We start from the raw sequence: 15,779 nt of genomic DNA, 5'->3' as shown, positions 1-15,779 counted from the left end.
GAAAAGCATGATTTGAGATTGTGAGTCGGACTCAGGTTTGAACAGCATGAAGATCGGCTCCCTTTCCCCCTCGCCCCCTTGGGGGAGAGGGTTGGGGTGAGGGGGAGCGATCTTCAGCCGTGCGGCAAAGCCAGCGGCGGGGCGAAGTCGAACGGCGCCAAGGCGTACCCGCTCTCATCCACTTGCAACGCCCAACCCTGCCGATCCCAATCCCCCAGCACGATCCGCTTCGCCGCTTGCTCGCCGAGCTGCAGCTTGTGAATCGCCGGGCGGTGGGTGTGGCCGTGAATCAGGGTTTTCACGCCAAATTCCTGCATGATCCGCGGAATCTCCTCCGGCGTGACATCGACAATGTCATTGGCCTTCATCCGCGTCTGCGCCTTGCTCTCGCTGCGCAGCTTGCGTGCCAGTTTGTGGCGTGTACTCAGCGGCAGGTTGCGCAGGATAAACCGGGTGATCGGGTTACGCAGATAGCGCCGCAGCTTCATGTAGCCGACGTCGCGGGTGCAGAGGCTGTCGCCGTGCATCAACAGCACCGGCTCGCCGTAAAACTGCACGACACTCGGATCCTTCAACAACGTACAGCCGGCCTGCTTGCAGAAGGCCTTGCCGAGCATGAAGTCGCGATTGCCGTGCATCAGAAAAATCGCCGTGCCGCTGTCGCTCAATTCGCGCAGGGCCTGGCAGATGGAACGCTGGAAGGGCGTCATGGCGTCGTCGCCAATCCACGCTTCGAAGAAGTCGCCGAGAATGTACAACGCACTCGCCGAGCGGGCGCGTCCGGCGAGCAAATCCAGAAACGCCCGGGTAATGTCCGGGCGCTCCTCTTCCAGATGCAAGTCTGAAATCAGCAATATCACGCTTCGATGATCTCGGCTTTCTCGATGATCACGTCTTCTTTCGGCACGTCCTGATGACCGGCCTTGGAGGTGGTGGCAACGTCTTCGATCTTGTCGACTACTTCAGTGCCTGCAACGACTTTACCAAACACGGCATAACCCCAGCCCTGAGCGGTCTTGGCGGTGTGGTTGAGGAAGCTGTTGTTGGTGGCGTTGATGAAGAACTGCGCCGATGCCGAATGCGGGTCCATGGTGCGAGCCATGGCCAGGGTGTACTTCTCGTTCTTCAGGCCGTTATCAGCTTCGTTCTGGATGCTGGCGCGCTTGTCTTTCTTTTCCTGCATGCCAGGCTGGAAACCGCCGCCCTGGATCATGAAACCCTTGATCACACGGTGGAAAACCACGTTCTCGTAGTGACCGGCCTTAACATATTCGAGAAAGTTGGCAACGGTGATCGGCGCCTTTTCAGCGTTCAGTTCGATGACGATGTCGCCATAGTTGGTGGTCAATTTAACTTGAGTCATGATCGCTACTCTTTATAAGGAATTCGTGGTTTTCGGAGACTGAGTCCCGAAACCGGTTCAGCCTGCATCGGCCAAGGTGCGCAGTTTAGCGTGACAGCCGCGAATTTCGAGGCTGTTTTTCAATTCCCGGCGATTAAATGCGCTCCTTTATAGGCCGTGCTCTGTCAGCCCCTTGACAGCATCGGCTATGATAGCGGCTTTGTTTTGTCTGGCCCCCTCTGCGGCCGCGCACCTGTAAGTCAAGGATCCTATGAGCAAGCCCACTGTCGACCCTACCTCGAATGCCAAGTCCGGCCCTGCCGTGCCGGTCAATTTCCTGCGGCCGATCATCCAGGCAGACCTGGACTCGGGCAAGCACACGCAGATCGTCACCCGTTTCCCGCCTGAGCCCAACGGCTACCTGCACATCGGCCACGCCAAGTCGATCTGTGTGAACTTCGGCCTGGCCCAGGAGTTCGGCGGCGTCACGCACCTGCGTTTCGACGACACCAACCCGGCCAAGGAAGACCAGGAATACATCGACGCGATTGAAGCCGACGTCAAATGGCTGGGCTTCGAGTGGTCCGGCGAAGTGCGCTACGCCTCGCAGTATTTCGACCAGTTGCATGACTGGGCCGTTGAGCTGATCAAGGCCGGCAAGGCCTACGTCGACGACCTGACCCCGGAGCAAGCCAAGGAATACCGTGGCAGCCTGACCGAGCCGGGCAAGAACAGCCCGTTCCGCGACCGTTCGGTGGAAGAGAACCTCGACTGGTTCGCCCGTATGCGTGCCGGTGAGTTCCCGGACGGCGCCCGCGTGCTGCGTGCGAAGATCGACATGGCCTCGCCGAACATGAACCTGCGCGACCCGATCATGTACCGCATCCGTCACGCGCACCACCACCAGACCGGTGACAAGTGGTGCATCTACCCGAACTACGATTTCACCCACGGTCAGTCGGATGCCATCGAAGGCATCACCCACTCGATCTGCACCCTTGAGTTCGAAAGCCATCGTCCGCTGTACGAGTGGTTCCTCGACGCACTGCCAGTGCCGGCGCACCCGCGTCAGTACGAGTTCAGCCGTCTGAATCTCAACTACACCATCACCAGCAAGCGCAAGCTCAAGCAACTGGTCGATGAAAAGCACGTCAATGGCTGGGACGATCCACGCATGTCCACGCTGTCGGGCTTCCGCCGCCGTGGCTACACGCCGAAATCGATCCGCAACTTCTGCGAAATGGTCGGCACCAACCGTTCCGACGGCGTGGTGGACTTCGGCATGCTCGAATTCAGCATCCGTGACGACCTCGACCAGACCGCACCGCGCGCCATGTGCGTACTGCGTCCACTGAAAGTGGTGATCACCAACTACCCGGAAGGCCAGGTCGAAAACCTCGAACTGCCGCGCCACCCGAAAGAAGACATGGGCGTGCGCGCACTGCCATTCGCCCGGGAAATCTACATCGACCGTGATGACTTCATGGAAGAGCCGCCGAAGGGTTACAAACGCCTGGAACCGGCCGGTGAAGTGCGTCTGCGTGGCAGCTACGTGATCCGTGCTGACGAGGCGATCAAGGACGCCGACGGCAACATCGTCGAACTGCGTTGCTCGTACGACCCGCAAACCCTGGGCAAGAACCCTGAAGGCCGCAAGGTCAAAGGCGTGATTCACTGGGTGCCGGCTGCGGCCAGCGTCGAGTGCGAAGTGCGTCTGTACGATCGTCTGTTCCGTTCGGCCAACCCTGAGAAGGCCGAAGACAGCGCCAGTTTCCTCGACAACATCAACCCTGATTCGCTGCAGGTACTTACCGGTTGTCGTGCTGAGCCATCGCTTGGCAATGCACAGCCGGAAGACCGTTTCCAGTTCGAGCGCGAAGGCTACTTCGTTGCGGATATGAAGGACTCGAAACCAGGTCAGCCGGTATTCAACCGTACCGTGACCCTGCGTGATTCGTGGGGCCAGTGATTCAGCGTCAAAGGAAATAACGTGCTAACGATCTACAACACGCTCACCAAGAGCAAAGAAGTCTTCAAGCCGCTGGATGGCAACAAGGTGCGCATGTACGTCTGCGGGATGACCGTGTACGACTACTGCCACCTCGGCCACGGCCGCAGCATGGTCGCGTTCGACCTGGTGACGCGCTGGTTGCGCTTCAGCGGTTACGACCTGACCTACGTGCGCAACATCACCGACATCGACGACAAGATCATCAACCGCGCCAACGAGAAAGGTGAATCGTTCGAAGCGTTGACCGAGCGCATGATCGCCGCGATGCACGAAGACGAAGCGCGCCTGAACATCAAGAAGCCGGACATGGAACCGCGCGCCACGGATCACATTCCAGGCATGCACGCGATGATCCAGACCTTGATCGACAAGGGTTACGCCTACGCTCCGGGCAACGGTGACGTGTACTACCGCGTTGCGAAATTCATGGGCTACGGCAAGCTGTCGCGCAAGAAGATCGAAGACCTGCGCATCGGCGCCCGCATCGAAGTCGACGAGTCGAAACAGGACCCGCTGGACTTCGTGCTGTGGAAAGCCGCCAAACCGGGCGAGCCGAGCTGGGAATCGCCATGGGGCGCCGGGCGTCCGGGCTGGCACATCGAGTGCTCGGTGATGTCCACCTGCTGCCTCGGCGAGACCTTCGACATTCATGGCGGCGGCAGCGACCTCGAGTTCCCGCACCACGAAAACGAAATCGCCCAGAGCGAAGCGGCCACCGGCAAGACCTACGCCAACGCGTGGATGCATTGCGGCATGATTCGCATCAATGGCGAGAAGATGTCCAAGTCCTTGAACAACTTCTTCACCATTCGCGACGTGCTGGAAAAGTACCACCCGGAAGTCGTGCGTTACCTGCTGGTGTCGAGCCACTACCGCAGCGCGATCAACTACTCGGAAGACAACCTCAAGGACGCCAAAGGCGCACTCGAGCGTTTCTACCACGCGTTGAAAGGTCTGCCGACGGTGGCGCCGGCCGGTGGCGAAGCGTTCGTCGAACGTTTCACCACAGTGATGAACGACGACTTCGGCACGCCGGAAGCCTGTGCGGTGCTGTTCGAGATGGTTCGCGAGATCAACCGTCTGCGCGAGAGTGATCTCGACGCAGCGGCCGGTCTGGCAGCGCGTCTGAAAGAGCTGGCGAGCGTGTTGGGTGTGTTGCAGCTCGAAGCCGATGACTTCCTGCAGTCGGGCGCTGAAGGGCGTGTCGATGCGGCTGAGGTTGATGCACTGATTGCTGCACGTCTGGCGGCGCGGGCGGGGAAGGATTGGGCTGAGTCCGATCGTATCCGTGACCAGCTGACGGCGATGGGTGTGGTGTTGGAAGACGGCAAGGGTGGCACGACCTGGCGTCTGGCTGACTGACCGAACCTGCTCTGCTTGGGAACGATCAGAACAAAACCCGCCTTGTGCGGGTTTTTGTTTGGCTGCGAGAAAGAGCCCCTCACCCTAACCCTCTCCCGGAGGGAGAGGGGACCGAATGGGGGATGCTCAAGAAATACACCGACCTGAAAGTTTTTCTCCGAATCCATAATCGCCACAATCTTTCAGGTCGATGCACAACGCCAGACACCTCGGTCAGCTCCCTCGCCCTCTGGGAGAGGGCTGGGGTGAGGGTTGCTTTTGACGTTCGCGTAGGTCTTGATGTCGGCAACGTGTTCAGCCGGATGCTGAGCGGCGATGATTATGGAAGGGAGACACCATGGCTAATCACTATCGCGAGTTGCTAACGACCCCCGGCGCCACGGGGTTAGTGCTCGCGAGTTCCATTGCGCGGCTGCCGCAGGCAATGATCGGCATTGGCATCATCACCATGCTGGTGCAGCAAACCGGCGTTTACTGGCTGGCTGGCACAGTCGCCGGTACGTTCACCCTGGCCAATGCGCTGCTCGGCCCGCATATCTCGAAACTGGTGGACCAGCATGGCCAGAGTCGGGTGCTGCCCGTCGTCACCGCGTTCAGCATTGCCATGTTGCTGGCACTGATCCTTGCCGTCTACCTGCGAGCGCCCGCCGCATTGCTGTTTGTTCTGGCGGCACTGGCGGGGACGATGCCGAGCATGCCGTCGATGATCCGCGCGCGATGGTCGCAGTTGTTCCGTGGCAAGCCGCAGTTGCACACCGCATTCTCGCTGGACACGGTTCTGACCGAACTCGCTTACATTGTCGGCCCGCCCCTGGCGATCGGTTTGAGCGTGAGCTTTTTCGCCGAAGCCGGGCCGCTGGTCGCGGTCGGGCTGCTGGCCGTCGGCGTGACGGCGTTTCTCCTGCAACGCCAGACGGAACCCAAAGTTGTCGTCGGCCACGCCAGCCAAAACGGCTCAACCCTGTTGATTCCCGGCGTGCGCACCATTGTTCTCGCGTTGCTGGCGATGGGCGTTATCGGTGGGGCAATCGATGTCGCCGTTGTGGCCTTCGCCAATGCGCAAGGCTGGCCGGGGGCGGCGACCTTCATCCTCGCTGCTTATGCGTTCGGCTCACTGGTGGCTGGCCTGACGTTTGGTGCATTGCGGGTTTCCCTGGCGATTGAAAAGCAGTTTCTGGCCGGGATATTGGTCACGGCGTTCACCGGAGTGCTGCCTGTTTTTGCAGCGGATGTTTATGTGCTGACAGCGGCGCTGTTTATCGCCGGCATCTCGTTTGCTCCGACGATGGTCGTGGTCATGAAAATGGGGACGATCATTATTCCTCCGTCGCGGATCACCGAAGGACTGACGTGGATGACAACCGGTATCAGCGTGGGTGTTGCACTCGGCGGCATGCTGGCGGGGTTGGTTATTGATGCCTTTGGCGCGCGCGCGGGATTTGCGGTGGCTATTGGTGCAGGTTTGATGATGGTGGTGGTTGTGCTGGTCGGGTTGCGCACATTGGAGGCGGCTTCGGTTGCGCATGTTGAGCCGGAATTTTCGCCCTCACCCTAGCCCTCTCCCCCAGGAGAGGGGACTGAATGGGGGATGTTCAGGAAATACACCGACCTGAGCGATTTGCGCTGAATCCATAATCGCCACGATGTTTCAGGTCGATGTCCGGCGCCAGACACCTCGGTCAGCTCTCTCTCTCCCTCCGGGAGAGGGGACTGATTGGGGGATGTTCGCGAGATACACCGACCTGAACGGGATGCTTTGAATCCATAATCGACTGGTTTTTCCAGGTCGATGTACCCCGCCAGACACCTCGGTCGGCTCCCTCTACCTTTGGGAGAGGGCTGGGGTGAGGGGAACGGGGTTCACTCAACCCTCAATCTGGCGCAGCCGCTTGTAAAGCGTATTCCGACTCACCCCCAAACGTCGCGCCAGATGCGAAATATTCCCCCCAGCCGCTTTCAACTCCCGGTTCAACGCCTCGACATCATTCAGATCCAGCCCCAACGGCACCGCGCTTTCAACCGGCTCCATCTCCAGATCCACAAAAAAATCATCCGGCAAATGCTCCAGCCTCACCGGTTGCTCCTCAGCCATCGCCAGTGCCACCTGCATCACGCTGCTGACCTGACGTAAATTCCCCGGCCACGGATGACGGCTGAACAGCTCCAGCACCTCCTGGCTCAACCCCGCCCACTGCGTCGGCTCACGGTGCTGCTCCCACAACCGCTTGAACAACGCCTCTTTATCACTGCGCTCGCGCAATGGCGGCAGCTCCAGGGTCAATCCGCCAATGCGGTAGTACAAATCCTCACGAAACCGGCCCAATTGCACTTGTTCGCGCAAAGAACGGTTAGTCGCCGAGATAATCCGCAAGTCCACCGGGAACAACTCGCTACTGCCCACCGGTTGCACACAGCGCTCCTGCAACACGCGCAGCAACCGCGCTTGGGTCGGCAACGGCATATCACCAATCTCGTCGAGAAACAGCGTGCCTCTGTCAGCCTTGCGAATCAGTCCGATGCTGCCTTTCTGGTTGGCGCCGGTGAACGCGCCTTTCTCGTAGCCGAACAGTTCGGATTCGACCAGTTCGGCGGGGATCGCTGCGCAGTTGACGGCAATAAACGCCTGTTTGCTGCGAGAGCTGGCCTGATGCAGAGCTTTGACGAAAACTTCTTTACCGACCCCCGTTTCGCCATGAATCAACAGGGGAATGTCTTTCTCCAGCAATCGCTCAGCCTGACGCACGGCTTTTTCCACGCGGCTGTCGCCGAAGTGCAGGGTGTTGAGGCTGATGGCGCCCGCTGGTTTGAACGGTGTTTCGGCGCTTCTCGCTTCTGCAAACAGCCGAGGCTGAATCGGTGCCTGTTTCGGCCGCTTCAACAAACACTGAAAACGATTACGCCCGGACGTCTGCAAGGCAAACGGCAACCCGTCCGGCTGATTGATCAATTCCAGCAGTGACACCTTGAACAGGCTTTCAACGCTCACTCGCGACAGACGCACGCCGAGCAGATTGTCGGCGCGGCGGTTGGCCGACAGCACCTGACCGCTCTCATCGAAGATCAACAACCCGGCCCACTGACTGTCGAGGTTGTTCAACCCGGTGTTGAAGGTCAGTTGAAAGTGCTGGCCATGGAACAGGTTGAGGATCAGCCGGTTTTCCACGGTCTGGCTCATCATCTTGACCATGCCCAAGGTGTGCGAGGGCGGCAGGTAGCTGTCGCTGGACACGTCGAGAACGGCGATGACCTTGCGCTCGGCATCGAAAATCGGTGCGGCGGAACCGGTCATGAAGCGGTTGGCTTTGAGAAAGTGTTCATCGTGTTCGATATGCACCGCTTGCTCACAGGCCAGCGCCGTGCCGATCGCGTTGGTGCCGCTGCAGCGCTCCATCCAGCTCGCCCCGGCCTGAAACCCCCGGGCCAGATTCGGCTCGATAAAGCGTTGCGTGCCCCACGAGGTCAGCACCTGGCCCTGATTGTCGGCGAGCATGATCAGGCAGTTGGAATTGCTGAGGATGTTTTCGTAATAGGGCAGGACTTCCTGGTGCGTGGTCTGCACCAGCGAATGATGGCTGTCAAGCAACTGCGCAATGCCGGCGGCGGGCAGTTGATCGAAGGCCGGCGTGCTCTGGTGGTCGAGACCGAACGCGCGGCAACGTTGCCAGGAGGTCTGGATGATCGCGTCGTGGGACAGCGGCGGGGCAGGTGCGGCCATGGCAGGTCAGCCTCTGATGCAGCGATTTTTATTGTTGTTATGAACGAAACAGACACCGTGTAGGAGCTGCCGAAGGCTGCGATCTTTTGATCTTGTTTTTAGAAACCAAAGTCAAAAGATCGCAGCCTTCGGCAGCTCCTACAGGGGAATCCGTTCGCAAAAAGCGTTCATAGAGTGTTGTTCACTATTGTTCATTGTCAATCGCCCGACTGTTCAAATGTGTTCAGCAATGAACGCCGTTTCCCCACGCTTTCAACGATTTTCACGACAAATCAATCACTTGCCATTTCTGGCACGAAACTCGCTCCCGTGCACAGGTCGCTTGACTCCAATAATAAAAAGGCCGAGCCATGTCACTCACCCTGGAGCACGTCAGCCGTACCGTCGAGGGCCAGATCTGGATCGACGATGCGTGCCTGAAATTCGAACCCGGTTCGTTCAACGTTTTGCTTGGCCGCACGCTGTCCGGCAAAACCAGCCTCATGCGTTTGATGGCCGGTTTAGACAAACCTGACAGCGGACGCATCCTGATGAACGGCGTCGACGTCACCCAACGCCCGGTGCGCCTGCGCAACGTGTCGATGGTTTATCAGCAGTTCATCAATTACCCGACCATGACCGTGTTCGAGAACATCGCCTCGCCGCTGCGTCAGGCCGGTGTGTCCAAAGAGATCATCCACAGCAAAGTGCAGGAAACCGCGAAGATGCTGCGCATCGAGAAGTTTCTGCAGCGCTATCCGCTGGAGCTGTCCGGCGGTCAACAGCAACGCACGGCCATGGCCCGTGCGCTGGTCAAGGACGCCGAGCTGATTCTGTTCGATGAGCCGCTGGTCAACCTCGACTACAAACTGCGCGAAGAGCTGCGTCAGGAAATGCGCGAGCTGTTCAAGGCGCGCCACACCATCGCCATTTACGCCACCACCGAACCCAACGAAGCGCTGGCACTGGGCGGCACCACGACCATTCTTCACGAAGGCCGGGTGATTCAGAGCGGCCCGTCGACATCGGTGTACCACCAGCCGCAATCCGTGTTGGCGGCAGAATTGTTCTCCGAGCCGCCTATTAACCTGATGCCGGGACGAATTGCCGGTAACGAAGTCAGCTTCGCCAACTTCGTACACTTCCCGTTGAACGTCGATCTGCGCCCGGTGGGTGAGGGCGAGTTCCGCTTCGGCGTGCGCCCCAGCCACATCTCGCTGGTGCCGAGCAACGATGACGATCTGGAATTGGCAGTCACCGTCGAAGTCGCCGAGATCAGCGGTTCGGAAACCTTCCTGCATGTGCGCAACGAGCATTTCCTGCTGGTGCTGCACCTGCCCGGCGTTCATGAATACGACGTCGATGCGCCGATCCGCATCTATATCCCGACCCACAAACTGTTCGTTTTCGATGCGCAGGGCCGTCTGGTGCAAGCACCGGGCCGGCGTGTCGCGAGGGTTGCCTGATGGCCGAAATCCGTTTGCAGCACCTCGCCCACAGCTACAGCAAAACCCCGAGCGGCGCGGAGGATTATGCAATCCGCGAGATGGATCACGTCTGGGAGCAGGGCGGCGCCTATGCGTTGCTCGGGCCGTCGGGTTGCGGCAAGTCGACCTTGCTCAACATCATTTCCGGCCTGCTCAGCCCCTCGCAGGGCCACGTGTTGTTCGACGGCAAAGCGGTCAACGACCTGACGCCGGAGAAGCGCAACATCGCTCAGGTTTTCCAGTTTCCGGTGGTCTACGACACCATGACCGTGTTCGACAACCTCGCTTTCCCCCTGCGTAATCAGGGCATGGCCGAGGCGAAAGTGCACAGCAAGGTGCAGGAGATTGCCGAGGTCCTCGACCTGCAAAACCTCCTGAGCAAAAAGGCGCGCAACCTCACCGCCGACGAAAAACAGAAAGTTTCCATGGGCCGTGGTCTGGTCCGTGACGACGTTTCCGCCATCCTCTTCGACGAACCGCTGACGGTGATCGACCCGCACCTGAAGTGGAAACTGCGGCGCAAGCTCAAGCAGATCCACGAGCAGTTCAACATCACCATGGTCTACGTCACCCACGATCAACTGGAAGCCTCGACCTTCGCCGACAAGATTGCGGTGATGTACGGCGGCCAGATCGTCCAGTTCGGCACGCCACGGGAATTGTTCGAGCGGCCGAGCCACACCTTTGTCGGTTATTTCATCGGCAGCCCGGGGATGAACCTGATCGACGTGCAGCCGCAACCCGGTGGCGTCGGTTTCGCTTCGACGCACCTGCCGTTGTCCGACGCCATGCAGCGCCATATCGAACACGGCCAGTGGAAAAATCTGAAGGTCGGCATCCGCCCCGAGTTTATTCACGTGTGGGACGAGCCGTTTGATGACGCGATGCAGGCCAGGGTCGTACACGTCGAAGACCTCGGCACCTACAAGGTCATGACCCTCGACCTCGACGGCGCGCCGCTGAAAGTACGTCTGGCTGAAGACAAACCGGTGCCACAGGGCACGGCGTATATCAGTTTTCCGGCGCAGTGGCTGATGGTCTATGCCGATGAGTTTCTGCTGGAAGCCGATGAAGAGGTGCAGCCATGAACAAGGTGCAGAACAACAAGGCGTGGTGGCTGGTGTTGCCGGTGTTCCTGCTGGTGGCGTTCAGTGCGGTGATCCCGATGATGACCGTGGTCAACTATTCGGTGCAGGACATCTTCGACCAGTCCAGCCGCTACTTCGTCGGCGCCGACTGGTACAAGCAGGTTCTGCTCGACCCGCGTTTGCACGATTCGCTGCTTCGCCAGTTCATCTACTCCGCGTGCGTGTTGCTGATCGAGATTCCGCTGGGCATCGCCGTCGCGTTGACCATGCCGACCAAGGGCCGCTGGTCTTCAGTGGTGCTGATCATTCTGGCAATTCCGCTGCTGATCCCGTGGAACGTGGTCGGCACGATCTGGCAGATTTTCGGCCGCGCCGACATCGGTCTATTGGGTTCGAGCCTTAACGCCATGGGCATCAGCTACAACTACGCCGCCAACACCATGGACGCCTGGGTGACGGTGCTGGTGATGGACGTCTGGCACTGGACTTCATTGGTGGCGCTGCTGTGTTTCTCTGGTTTGCGCGCAATTCCCGACGTGTATTACCAGGCTGCGCGCATCGACCGCGCCTCGGCCTGGGCAGTGTTCCGTCACATTCAGTTGCCCAAACTGAAGAGCGTGCTGCTGATCGCGGTGATGCTGCGTTTCATGGACAGTTTCATGATCTACACCGAGCCGTTCGTGCTCACCGGCGGCGGGCCGGGCAATGCCACGACCTTCTTGAGTCAGACGTTGACCCAGATGGCCGTAGGGCAATTCGACCTCGGTCCGGCAGCGGCGTTTTCGCTGGTGTACTTCCTGATCATCCTGTTGGTGTCCTGGCTGTTCTACACCGCCATGACGCACTCCGACGCCAACCGCTGAGGCCCGGCCATGAGCAAGAGAAAGCTGATCCCATTGCTGGTGTACATCCTGTTCCTGCTGGTGCCGATCTACTGGCTACTGAACATGTCCTTCAAGAGCAACACCGAAATCCTCGGCGGCCTGACCCTTTTCCCACAGGACTTCACGCTGGCGAACTACAAGGTGATCTTCACTGATCCGAGCTGGTACACCGGCTATTTGAACTCGCTGTATTACGTCAGCCTCAACACGGTGATTTCCCTGAGTGTCGCGTTACCGGCGGCCTATGCGTTTTCACGCTATCGTTTCCTCGGCGACAAGCACCTGTTCTTCTGGCTGCTGACCAACCGCATGGCGCCGCCGGCGGTGTTCTTGCTGCCGTTCTTTCAGCTGTATTCGTCGATTGGTCTGTTCGATACGCACATTGCCGTAGCCTTGGCGCATTGCCTGTTCAACGTGCCGCTGGCGGTGTGGATTCTCGAAGGCTTCATGTCTGGGGTGCCCAAGGAAATTGACGAAACCGCCTACATCGACGGCTACAGTTTTCCCAAGTTCTTCGTGAAGATTTTCATCCCGCTGATTGGCTCCGGCATCGGTGTCACGGCGTTTTTCTGCTTCATGTTTTCCTGGGTCGAACTGCTGCTCGCACGCACGTTGACCTCGGTAAATGCCAAGCCGATTGCGGCGGTGATGACGCGTACGGTTTCAGCATCGGGTATCGATTGGGGCGTGCTGGCGGCGGCGGGGGTGTTGACCATTCTGCCGGGCATGCTGGTGATCTGGTTTGTTCGCAACCACGTGGCCAAGGGCTTTGCCCTCGGTCGAGTCTGAGGAGCTGATGATGGAATGGATGAGCTGGACCACGCCTACCGCAGCATTCTTCATCGTCATCGGCCTGATTCTGGTCGGCATGACGACGTGGGAATTGCGCTCGCCGAGCATCCTGCGGCGAGGTTTTCTGCCGATTGCCACCACCCGTGGCGATCGTTTGTTTATCGGTCTTCTCGGCAGCGCCTACCTGCATTTGCTGGTGATCGGCGCCACCGACTGGAGCATCTGGGTGGCGTCCGCGTTGTCCCTGGTGTGGCTGTTGGCTGTGATGCGTTGGGGCTAGTCGAGTCGTTCGGCAACGCGGCTCCACAACTTAAACAGGAGGTCTCTATGTTCGACAAAAACAATAAGCTGCGACATAGCATTTCATTGGCAGCCATGCTGGCACTCAGCGGTTTGAGCGCCGCCGCGTGGGCGGATGCCTACGAAGACGCGGCGAAAAAATGGATCGGCAGTGAATTCAAACCGTCGACCCTGACGGCCGAGCAGCAACTCGAAGAACTGAAGTGGTTCATCAAGGCGGCCGAGCCGTTTCGCGGCATGGACATCAAGGTCGTTTCCGAAACCCTGACCACCCACGAATACGAGTCGAAAGTGCTCGCCAAGGCGTTCAGCGAAATCACCGGGATCAAGCTCACCCACGACCTGCTGCAAGAAGGCGACGTGGTCGAGAAAATGCAGACGGTGATGCAGTCGGACAAAAACATCTACGACGGCTGGGTCAACGACTCGGACCTGATCGGTACGCACTTTCGCTACGGCAAGACCGAATCGATCACCGACCTGATGGCCAACGAAGGCAAGAACTTCACTTCGCCGACCCTCGACATCAAGGACTTCATCGGCATCTCCTTCACCACCGCGCCGGACGGCAAGATCTATCAACTGCCCGACCAGCAATTCGCCAACCTGTACTGGTTTCGCGCCGACTGGTTCGAACGTGCGGACCTGAAAGCCAAGTTCAAGGAAAAGTACGGCTACGAATTGGGCGTGCCGGTGAACTGGTCGGCCTATGAAGACATCGCCAAATTCTTCAGCGAAGACGTCAAGGAAATCGACGGCAAACGCGTTTACGGGCACATGGACTACGGCAAGAAGGACCCGTCGCTGGGCTGGCGCTTCACCGATGCCTGGTTCTCCATGGCCGGTGGCGGCGATAAAGGCCTGCCAAATGGTTTGCCGGTGGACGAGTGGGGGATTCGCGTCGAGGACTGCCACCCGGTCGGTTCCAGCGTGACTCGCGGCGGCGACACCAACGGCCCGGCGGCAGTGTTCGCCACCACCAAGTATGTCGACTGGCTGAAGAAGTACGCGCCACCGGAAGCGGCGGGCATGACCTTCTCCGAGTCCGGCCCGGTGCCGTCCCAGGGCAACATTGCTCAGCAGATTTTCTGGTACACCGCATTTACCGCCGACATGACCAAACCGGGCCTGCCAGTGGTCAACGCCGACGGCACACCAAAATGGCGGATGGCACCATCGCCGCGCGGGCCGTATTGGGAAGAGGGCATGAAGCTTGGGTATCAGGACGTGGGATCGTGGACGTTCATGAAGTCCACGCCTGAGAAACAGAAACTGGCGGCGTGGCTGTATGCGCAGTTCGTCACTTCGAAAACCGTTTCGCTGAAGAAAACCATTGTGGGACTGACGCCGATTCGCGAGTCGGACATCAACTCGCAGGCGATGACCGATCTGGCGCCGAAGCTCGGTGGTCTGGTCGAGTTCTACCGCAGCCCGGCCCGCGTGCAATGGACCCCGACCGGGACCAACGTGCCGGACTATCCGCGTCTGGCGCAACTTTGGTGGAGTCACATTGCCGAAGCGGCGAGCGGCGAGAAGACCCCGCAACAGGCGCTCGACGGTTTGGCCAAGGATCAGGACGCAATCATGACGCGCCTGGAACGCTCCAAGGCTCAAGCCACTTGTGCACCTAAAATGAACCCGGAGCGCGATGCGCAGTACTGGTTTGATCAGCCAGGTGCACCGAAACCGAAACTGGCGAACGAGAAGCCGAAAGGCGAGACCGTGAGCTACAACGAACTGCTGAAGTCGTGGGCGGATGCGCGTAAGTGATGGTTGATGTGTGAAAAGCAAACGGCACCGTGAGGTGCCGTTTTTTTGCTGCCTGATCTACCGCCATCGCTTGCAGGCAAGCTCCCACAGGTTTCTGTGGTGGCCACACATTCCGGGTACACCCGAAAACATTGTGGGAGCTGGCTTGCCAGCGATTCGGTCTGACATTCAACATTGATATCGACTGACCCACCGCTATCGTCAGCAGGCTCGCTCGCACAGGTTTCAGGGGCGGTGATTAGACTAAAACAGCCAAATCGGTGTACCGCGCAACCAAAGCATCAGCCGTGAGCAACTTCATCGGTTCGGTCATTGCTGTGGCCACGATAATGCGGTCAAACGGATCGCGATGATGGTGCTCAAGATCCTTCACGGCAATCGCGTGTTCTGCCGTCACCGGTAGTTCGATGAATCCGCTATCGATGCAATATTGGCGAATTTCTTCCAGATCAACATTCAGCTTGCCGAGCCCGACCTTGATCGCCATTTCCCAGAAGGTGGCGGCGCTGATGTAGATTTCGGCGGCGTTCTCAATCAGTTTTCTGGCTTTGCCGGACAGTCTGGCGTCATCACTGAGTGTCCAGAGCAAAATGTGCGTGTCGAGCAGAAGCCTCATGCTTGAGTGCCCTCAAATGCATCAAGCATGTCATCGGGCAATGGTGAGTCGAAATCGTCGGGCAACACCAGTTTGCCTTTCATTGCGCCAATACGTTGAGCGCTGGGTTTTCCTACGGGAACGAGGCGAGCCATCGGCCGGCCATGCTTGGCAATCGTGATGACTTGGCCAGCAGCGGCATCATCGACGAGTTTGGATAAATTGTTTTTGGCTTCAGCCAACGGAACGATGATCATCAGCTCACTCCTGTATTCTGGACAAATATAGCCAGAATATTTCAGCGCTGCCAATTCATAGACTTATTCAGCCCATTCGCAAACGATATCCCTGTTCATTTTTTGCCTCTCGTCGGTATTCCATCTGCCACGGCCTCCACCATAGAGCTATCTACTCAAAACTGGCTGTAGGACAAAACGGAGGTTGCGGCGAGAGC

At 58.8% G+C, this 15,779-nt stretch carries 14 protein-coding genes; 9 read left to right on the top strand and 5 right to left on the bottom strand.

Annotated elements, in window-relative coordinates; all coding sequences use genetic code 11:
• Positions 1-113: 113 nt before the first annotated feature.
• Both lpxH and QZR14_RS20900 read right to left on the bottom strand, forming a co-directional pair.
• On the bottom strand, positions 114-860 hold the full coding sequence (lpxH, locus tag QZR14_RS20905; RefSeq protein ID WP_250606668.1) for a UDP-2,3-diacylglucosamine diphosphatase: 747 nt from the start codon (positions 858-860) through the stop codon (positions 114-116).
• The gene (locus tag QZR14_RS20900; protein WP_311997634.1) at positions 857-1,363 is read right to left on the bottom strand and encodes a peptidylprolyl isomerase; all 507 of its coding nucleotides are present in this window, start codon (positions 1,361-1,363) and stop codon (positions 857-859) included. Before QZR14_RS20900 ends, lpxH begins: the two co-directional genes overlap by 4 nt.
• Positions 1,364-1,613: 250 nt before the next feature.
• Between QZR14_RS20900 and QZR14_RS20895 the strand changes: the two genes are divergently transcribed.
• The 3 genes from QZR14_RS20895 (at position 1,614) to QZR14_RS20885 (ending at position 6,270) form a co-directional block, all read left to right on the top strand.
• On the top strand, positions 1,614-3,311 hold the full coding sequence (locus QZR14_RS20895; RefSeq protein ID WP_250606669.1) for a glutamine--tRNA ligase/YqeY domain fusion protein: 1,698 nt from the start codon (positions 1,614-1,616) through the stop codon (positions 3,309-3,311).
• Between the two features lie 21 nt (positions 3,312-3,332).
• Positions 3,333-4,715 (top strand): cysteine--tRNA ligase, encoded by a 1,383-nt coding sequence (gene cysS, locus QZR14_RS20890; protein WP_311997633.1) that lies wholly within the window; start codon positions 3,333-3,335, stop codon positions 4,713-4,715.
• A 337-nt stretch (positions 4,716-5,052) separates the two neighbouring features.
• A complete protein-coding gene (locus tag QZR14_RS20885; RefSeq protein ID WP_311997632.1) occupies positions 5,053-6,270 on the top strand; it encodes an MFS transporter in 1,218 nt (405 codons plus the stop codon).
• A gap of 309 nt (positions 6,271-6,579) precedes the next feature.
• Here the strand turns inward: QZR14_RS20885 and QZR14_RS20880 are convergent, their stop codons facing one another.
• A complete protein-coding gene (locus QZR14_RS20880) occupies positions 6,580-8,430 on the bottom strand; it encodes a sigma-54-dependent Fis family transcriptional regulator (RefSeq protein WP_311997631.1) in 1,851 nt (616 codons plus the stop codon).
• Between the two features lie 350 nt (positions 8,431-8,780).
• Between QZR14_RS20880 and QZR14_RS20875 the strand changes: the two genes are divergently transcribed.
• Genes QZR14_RS20875 through QZR14_RS20850 form a run of 6 tightly spaced genes read left to right on the top strand, consistent with a single transcriptional unit; the run spans position 8,781 to position 14,730 of the window.
• The gene (locus QZR14_RS20875) at positions 8,781-9,875 is read left to right on the top strand and encodes an ABC transporter ATP-binding protein (RefSeq protein ID WP_095048092.1); all 1,095 of its coding nucleotides are present in this window, start codon (positions 8,781-8,783) and stop codon (positions 9,873-9,875) included.
• Positions 9,875-10,984: an ABC transporter ATP-binding protein gene (locus QZR14_RS20870; RefSeq protein ID WP_311997630.1), complete on the top strand. Its 1,110-nt coding sequence runs from the start codon at positions 9,875-9,877 to the stop codon at positions 10,982-10,984. The genes QZR14_RS20875 and QZR14_RS20870 overlap by 1 nt, the downstream gene beginning before the upstream one ends.
• Complete coding sequence (locus QZR14_RS20865; protein WP_007912484.1) at positions 10,981-11,847, top strand: carbohydrate ABC transporter permease; 867 nt, start codon at positions 10,981-10,983, stop codon at positions 11,845-11,847. The genes QZR14_RS20870 and QZR14_RS20865 overlap by 4 nt, the downstream gene beginning before the upstream one ends.
• Positions 11,848-11,856: 9 nt before the next feature.
• A complete protein-coding gene (locus QZR14_RS20860) occupies positions 11,857-12,657 on the top strand; it encodes a carbohydrate ABC transporter permease (protein ID WP_003192012.1) in 801 nt (266 codons plus the stop codon).
• A 10-nt stretch (positions 12,658-12,667) separates the two neighbouring features.
• Positions 12,668-12,940, top strand: coding sequence for a DUF2160 domain-containing protein (locus QZR14_RS20855; protein ID WP_007912485.1), 273 nt, complete (start codon positions 12,668-12,670; stop codon positions 12,938-12,940).
• Between the two features lie 47 nt (positions 12,941-12,987).
• Positions 12,988-14,730, top strand: coding sequence for an ABC transporter substrate-binding protein (locus QZR14_RS20850; RefSeq protein ID WP_258708478.1), 1,743 nt, complete (start codon positions 12,988-12,990; stop codon positions 14,728-14,730).
• Between the two features lie 238 nt (positions 14,731-14,968).
• Here QZR14_RS20850 and QZR14_RS20845 read toward each other — a convergent pair whose 3' ends face one another.
• Positions 14,969-15,346: a type II toxin-antitoxin system VapC family toxin gene (locus QZR14_RS20845; protein ID WP_250608053.1), complete on the bottom strand. Its 378-nt coding sequence runs from the start codon at positions 15,344-15,346 to the stop codon at positions 14,969-14,971.
• Positions 15,343-15,582 (bottom strand): type II toxin-antitoxin system Phd/YefM family antitoxin, encoded by a 240-nt coding sequence (locus tag QZR14_RS20840; RefSeq protein WP_095048089.1) that lies wholly within the window; start codon positions 15,580-15,582, stop codon positions 15,343-15,345. The genes QZR14_RS20845 and QZR14_RS20840 overlap by 4 nt, the downstream gene beginning before the upstream one ends.
• Positions 15,583-15,779 lie beyond the last annotated feature (197 nt).

It is taken from the genome of Pseudomonas sp. rhizo66, assembly GCF_031931925.1.
Classification (GTDB): domain Bacteria; phylum Pseudomonadota; class Gammaproteobacteria; order Pseudomonadales; family Pseudomonadaceae; genus Aquipseudomonas.
This window is presented reverse-complemented; position numbering and strand designations above follow the sequence as displayed.

Bases quoted from the DNA above. Each gene is read 5' to 3' on its own strand.
- QZR14_RS20840 (WP_095048089.1), bottom strand. From the start codon at position 15,582: ATGATCATCGTTCCGTTGGCTGAAGCCAAAAACAATTTATCCAAACTC.
- QZR14_RS20855 (WP_007912485.1), top strand. From the start codon at position 12,668: ATGGAATGGATGAGCTGGACCACGCCTACCGCAGCATTCTTCATCGTC.
- QZR14_RS20875 (WP_095048092.1), top strand. From the start codon at position 8,781: ATGTCACTCACCCTGGAGCACGTCAGCCGTACCGTCGAGGGCCAGATC.
- QZR14_RS20900 (WP_311997634.1), bottom strand. From the start codon at position 1,363: ATGACTCAAGTTAAATTGACCACCAACTATGGCGACATCGTCATCGAA.
- QZR14_RS20850 (WP_258708478.1), top strand. From the start codon at position 12,988: ATGTTCGACAAAAACAATAAGCTGCGACATAGCATTTCATTGGCAGCC.
- QZR14_RS20895 (WP_250606669.1), top strand. From the start codon at position 1,614: ATGAGCAAGCCCACTGTCGACCCTACCTCGAATGCCAAGTCCGGCCCT.
- QZR14_RS20845 (WP_250608053.1), bottom strand. From the start codon at position 15,346: ATGAGGCTTCTGCTCGACACGCACATTTTGCTCTGGACACTCAGTGAT.
- QZR14_RS20860 (WP_003192012.1), top strand. From the start codon at position 11,857: ATGAGCAAGAGAAAGCTGATCCCATTGCTGGTGTACATCCTGTTCCTG.
- QZR14_RS20885 (WP_311997632.1), top strand. From the start codon at position 5,053: ATGGCTAATCACTATCGCGAGTTGCTAACGACCCCCGGCGCCACGGGG.
- QZR14_RS20870 (WP_311997630.1), top strand. From the start codon at position 9,875: ATGGCCGAAATCCGTTTGCAGCACCTCGCCCACAGCTACAGCAAAACC.
- QZR14_RS20880 (WP_311997631.1), bottom strand. From the start codon at position 8,430: ATGGCCGCACCTGCCCCGCCGCTGTCCCACGACGCGATCATCCAGACC.
- QZR14_RS20865 (WP_007912484.1), top strand. From the start codon at position 10,981: ATGAACAAGGTGCAGAACAACAAGGCGTGGTGGCTGGTGTTGCCGGTG.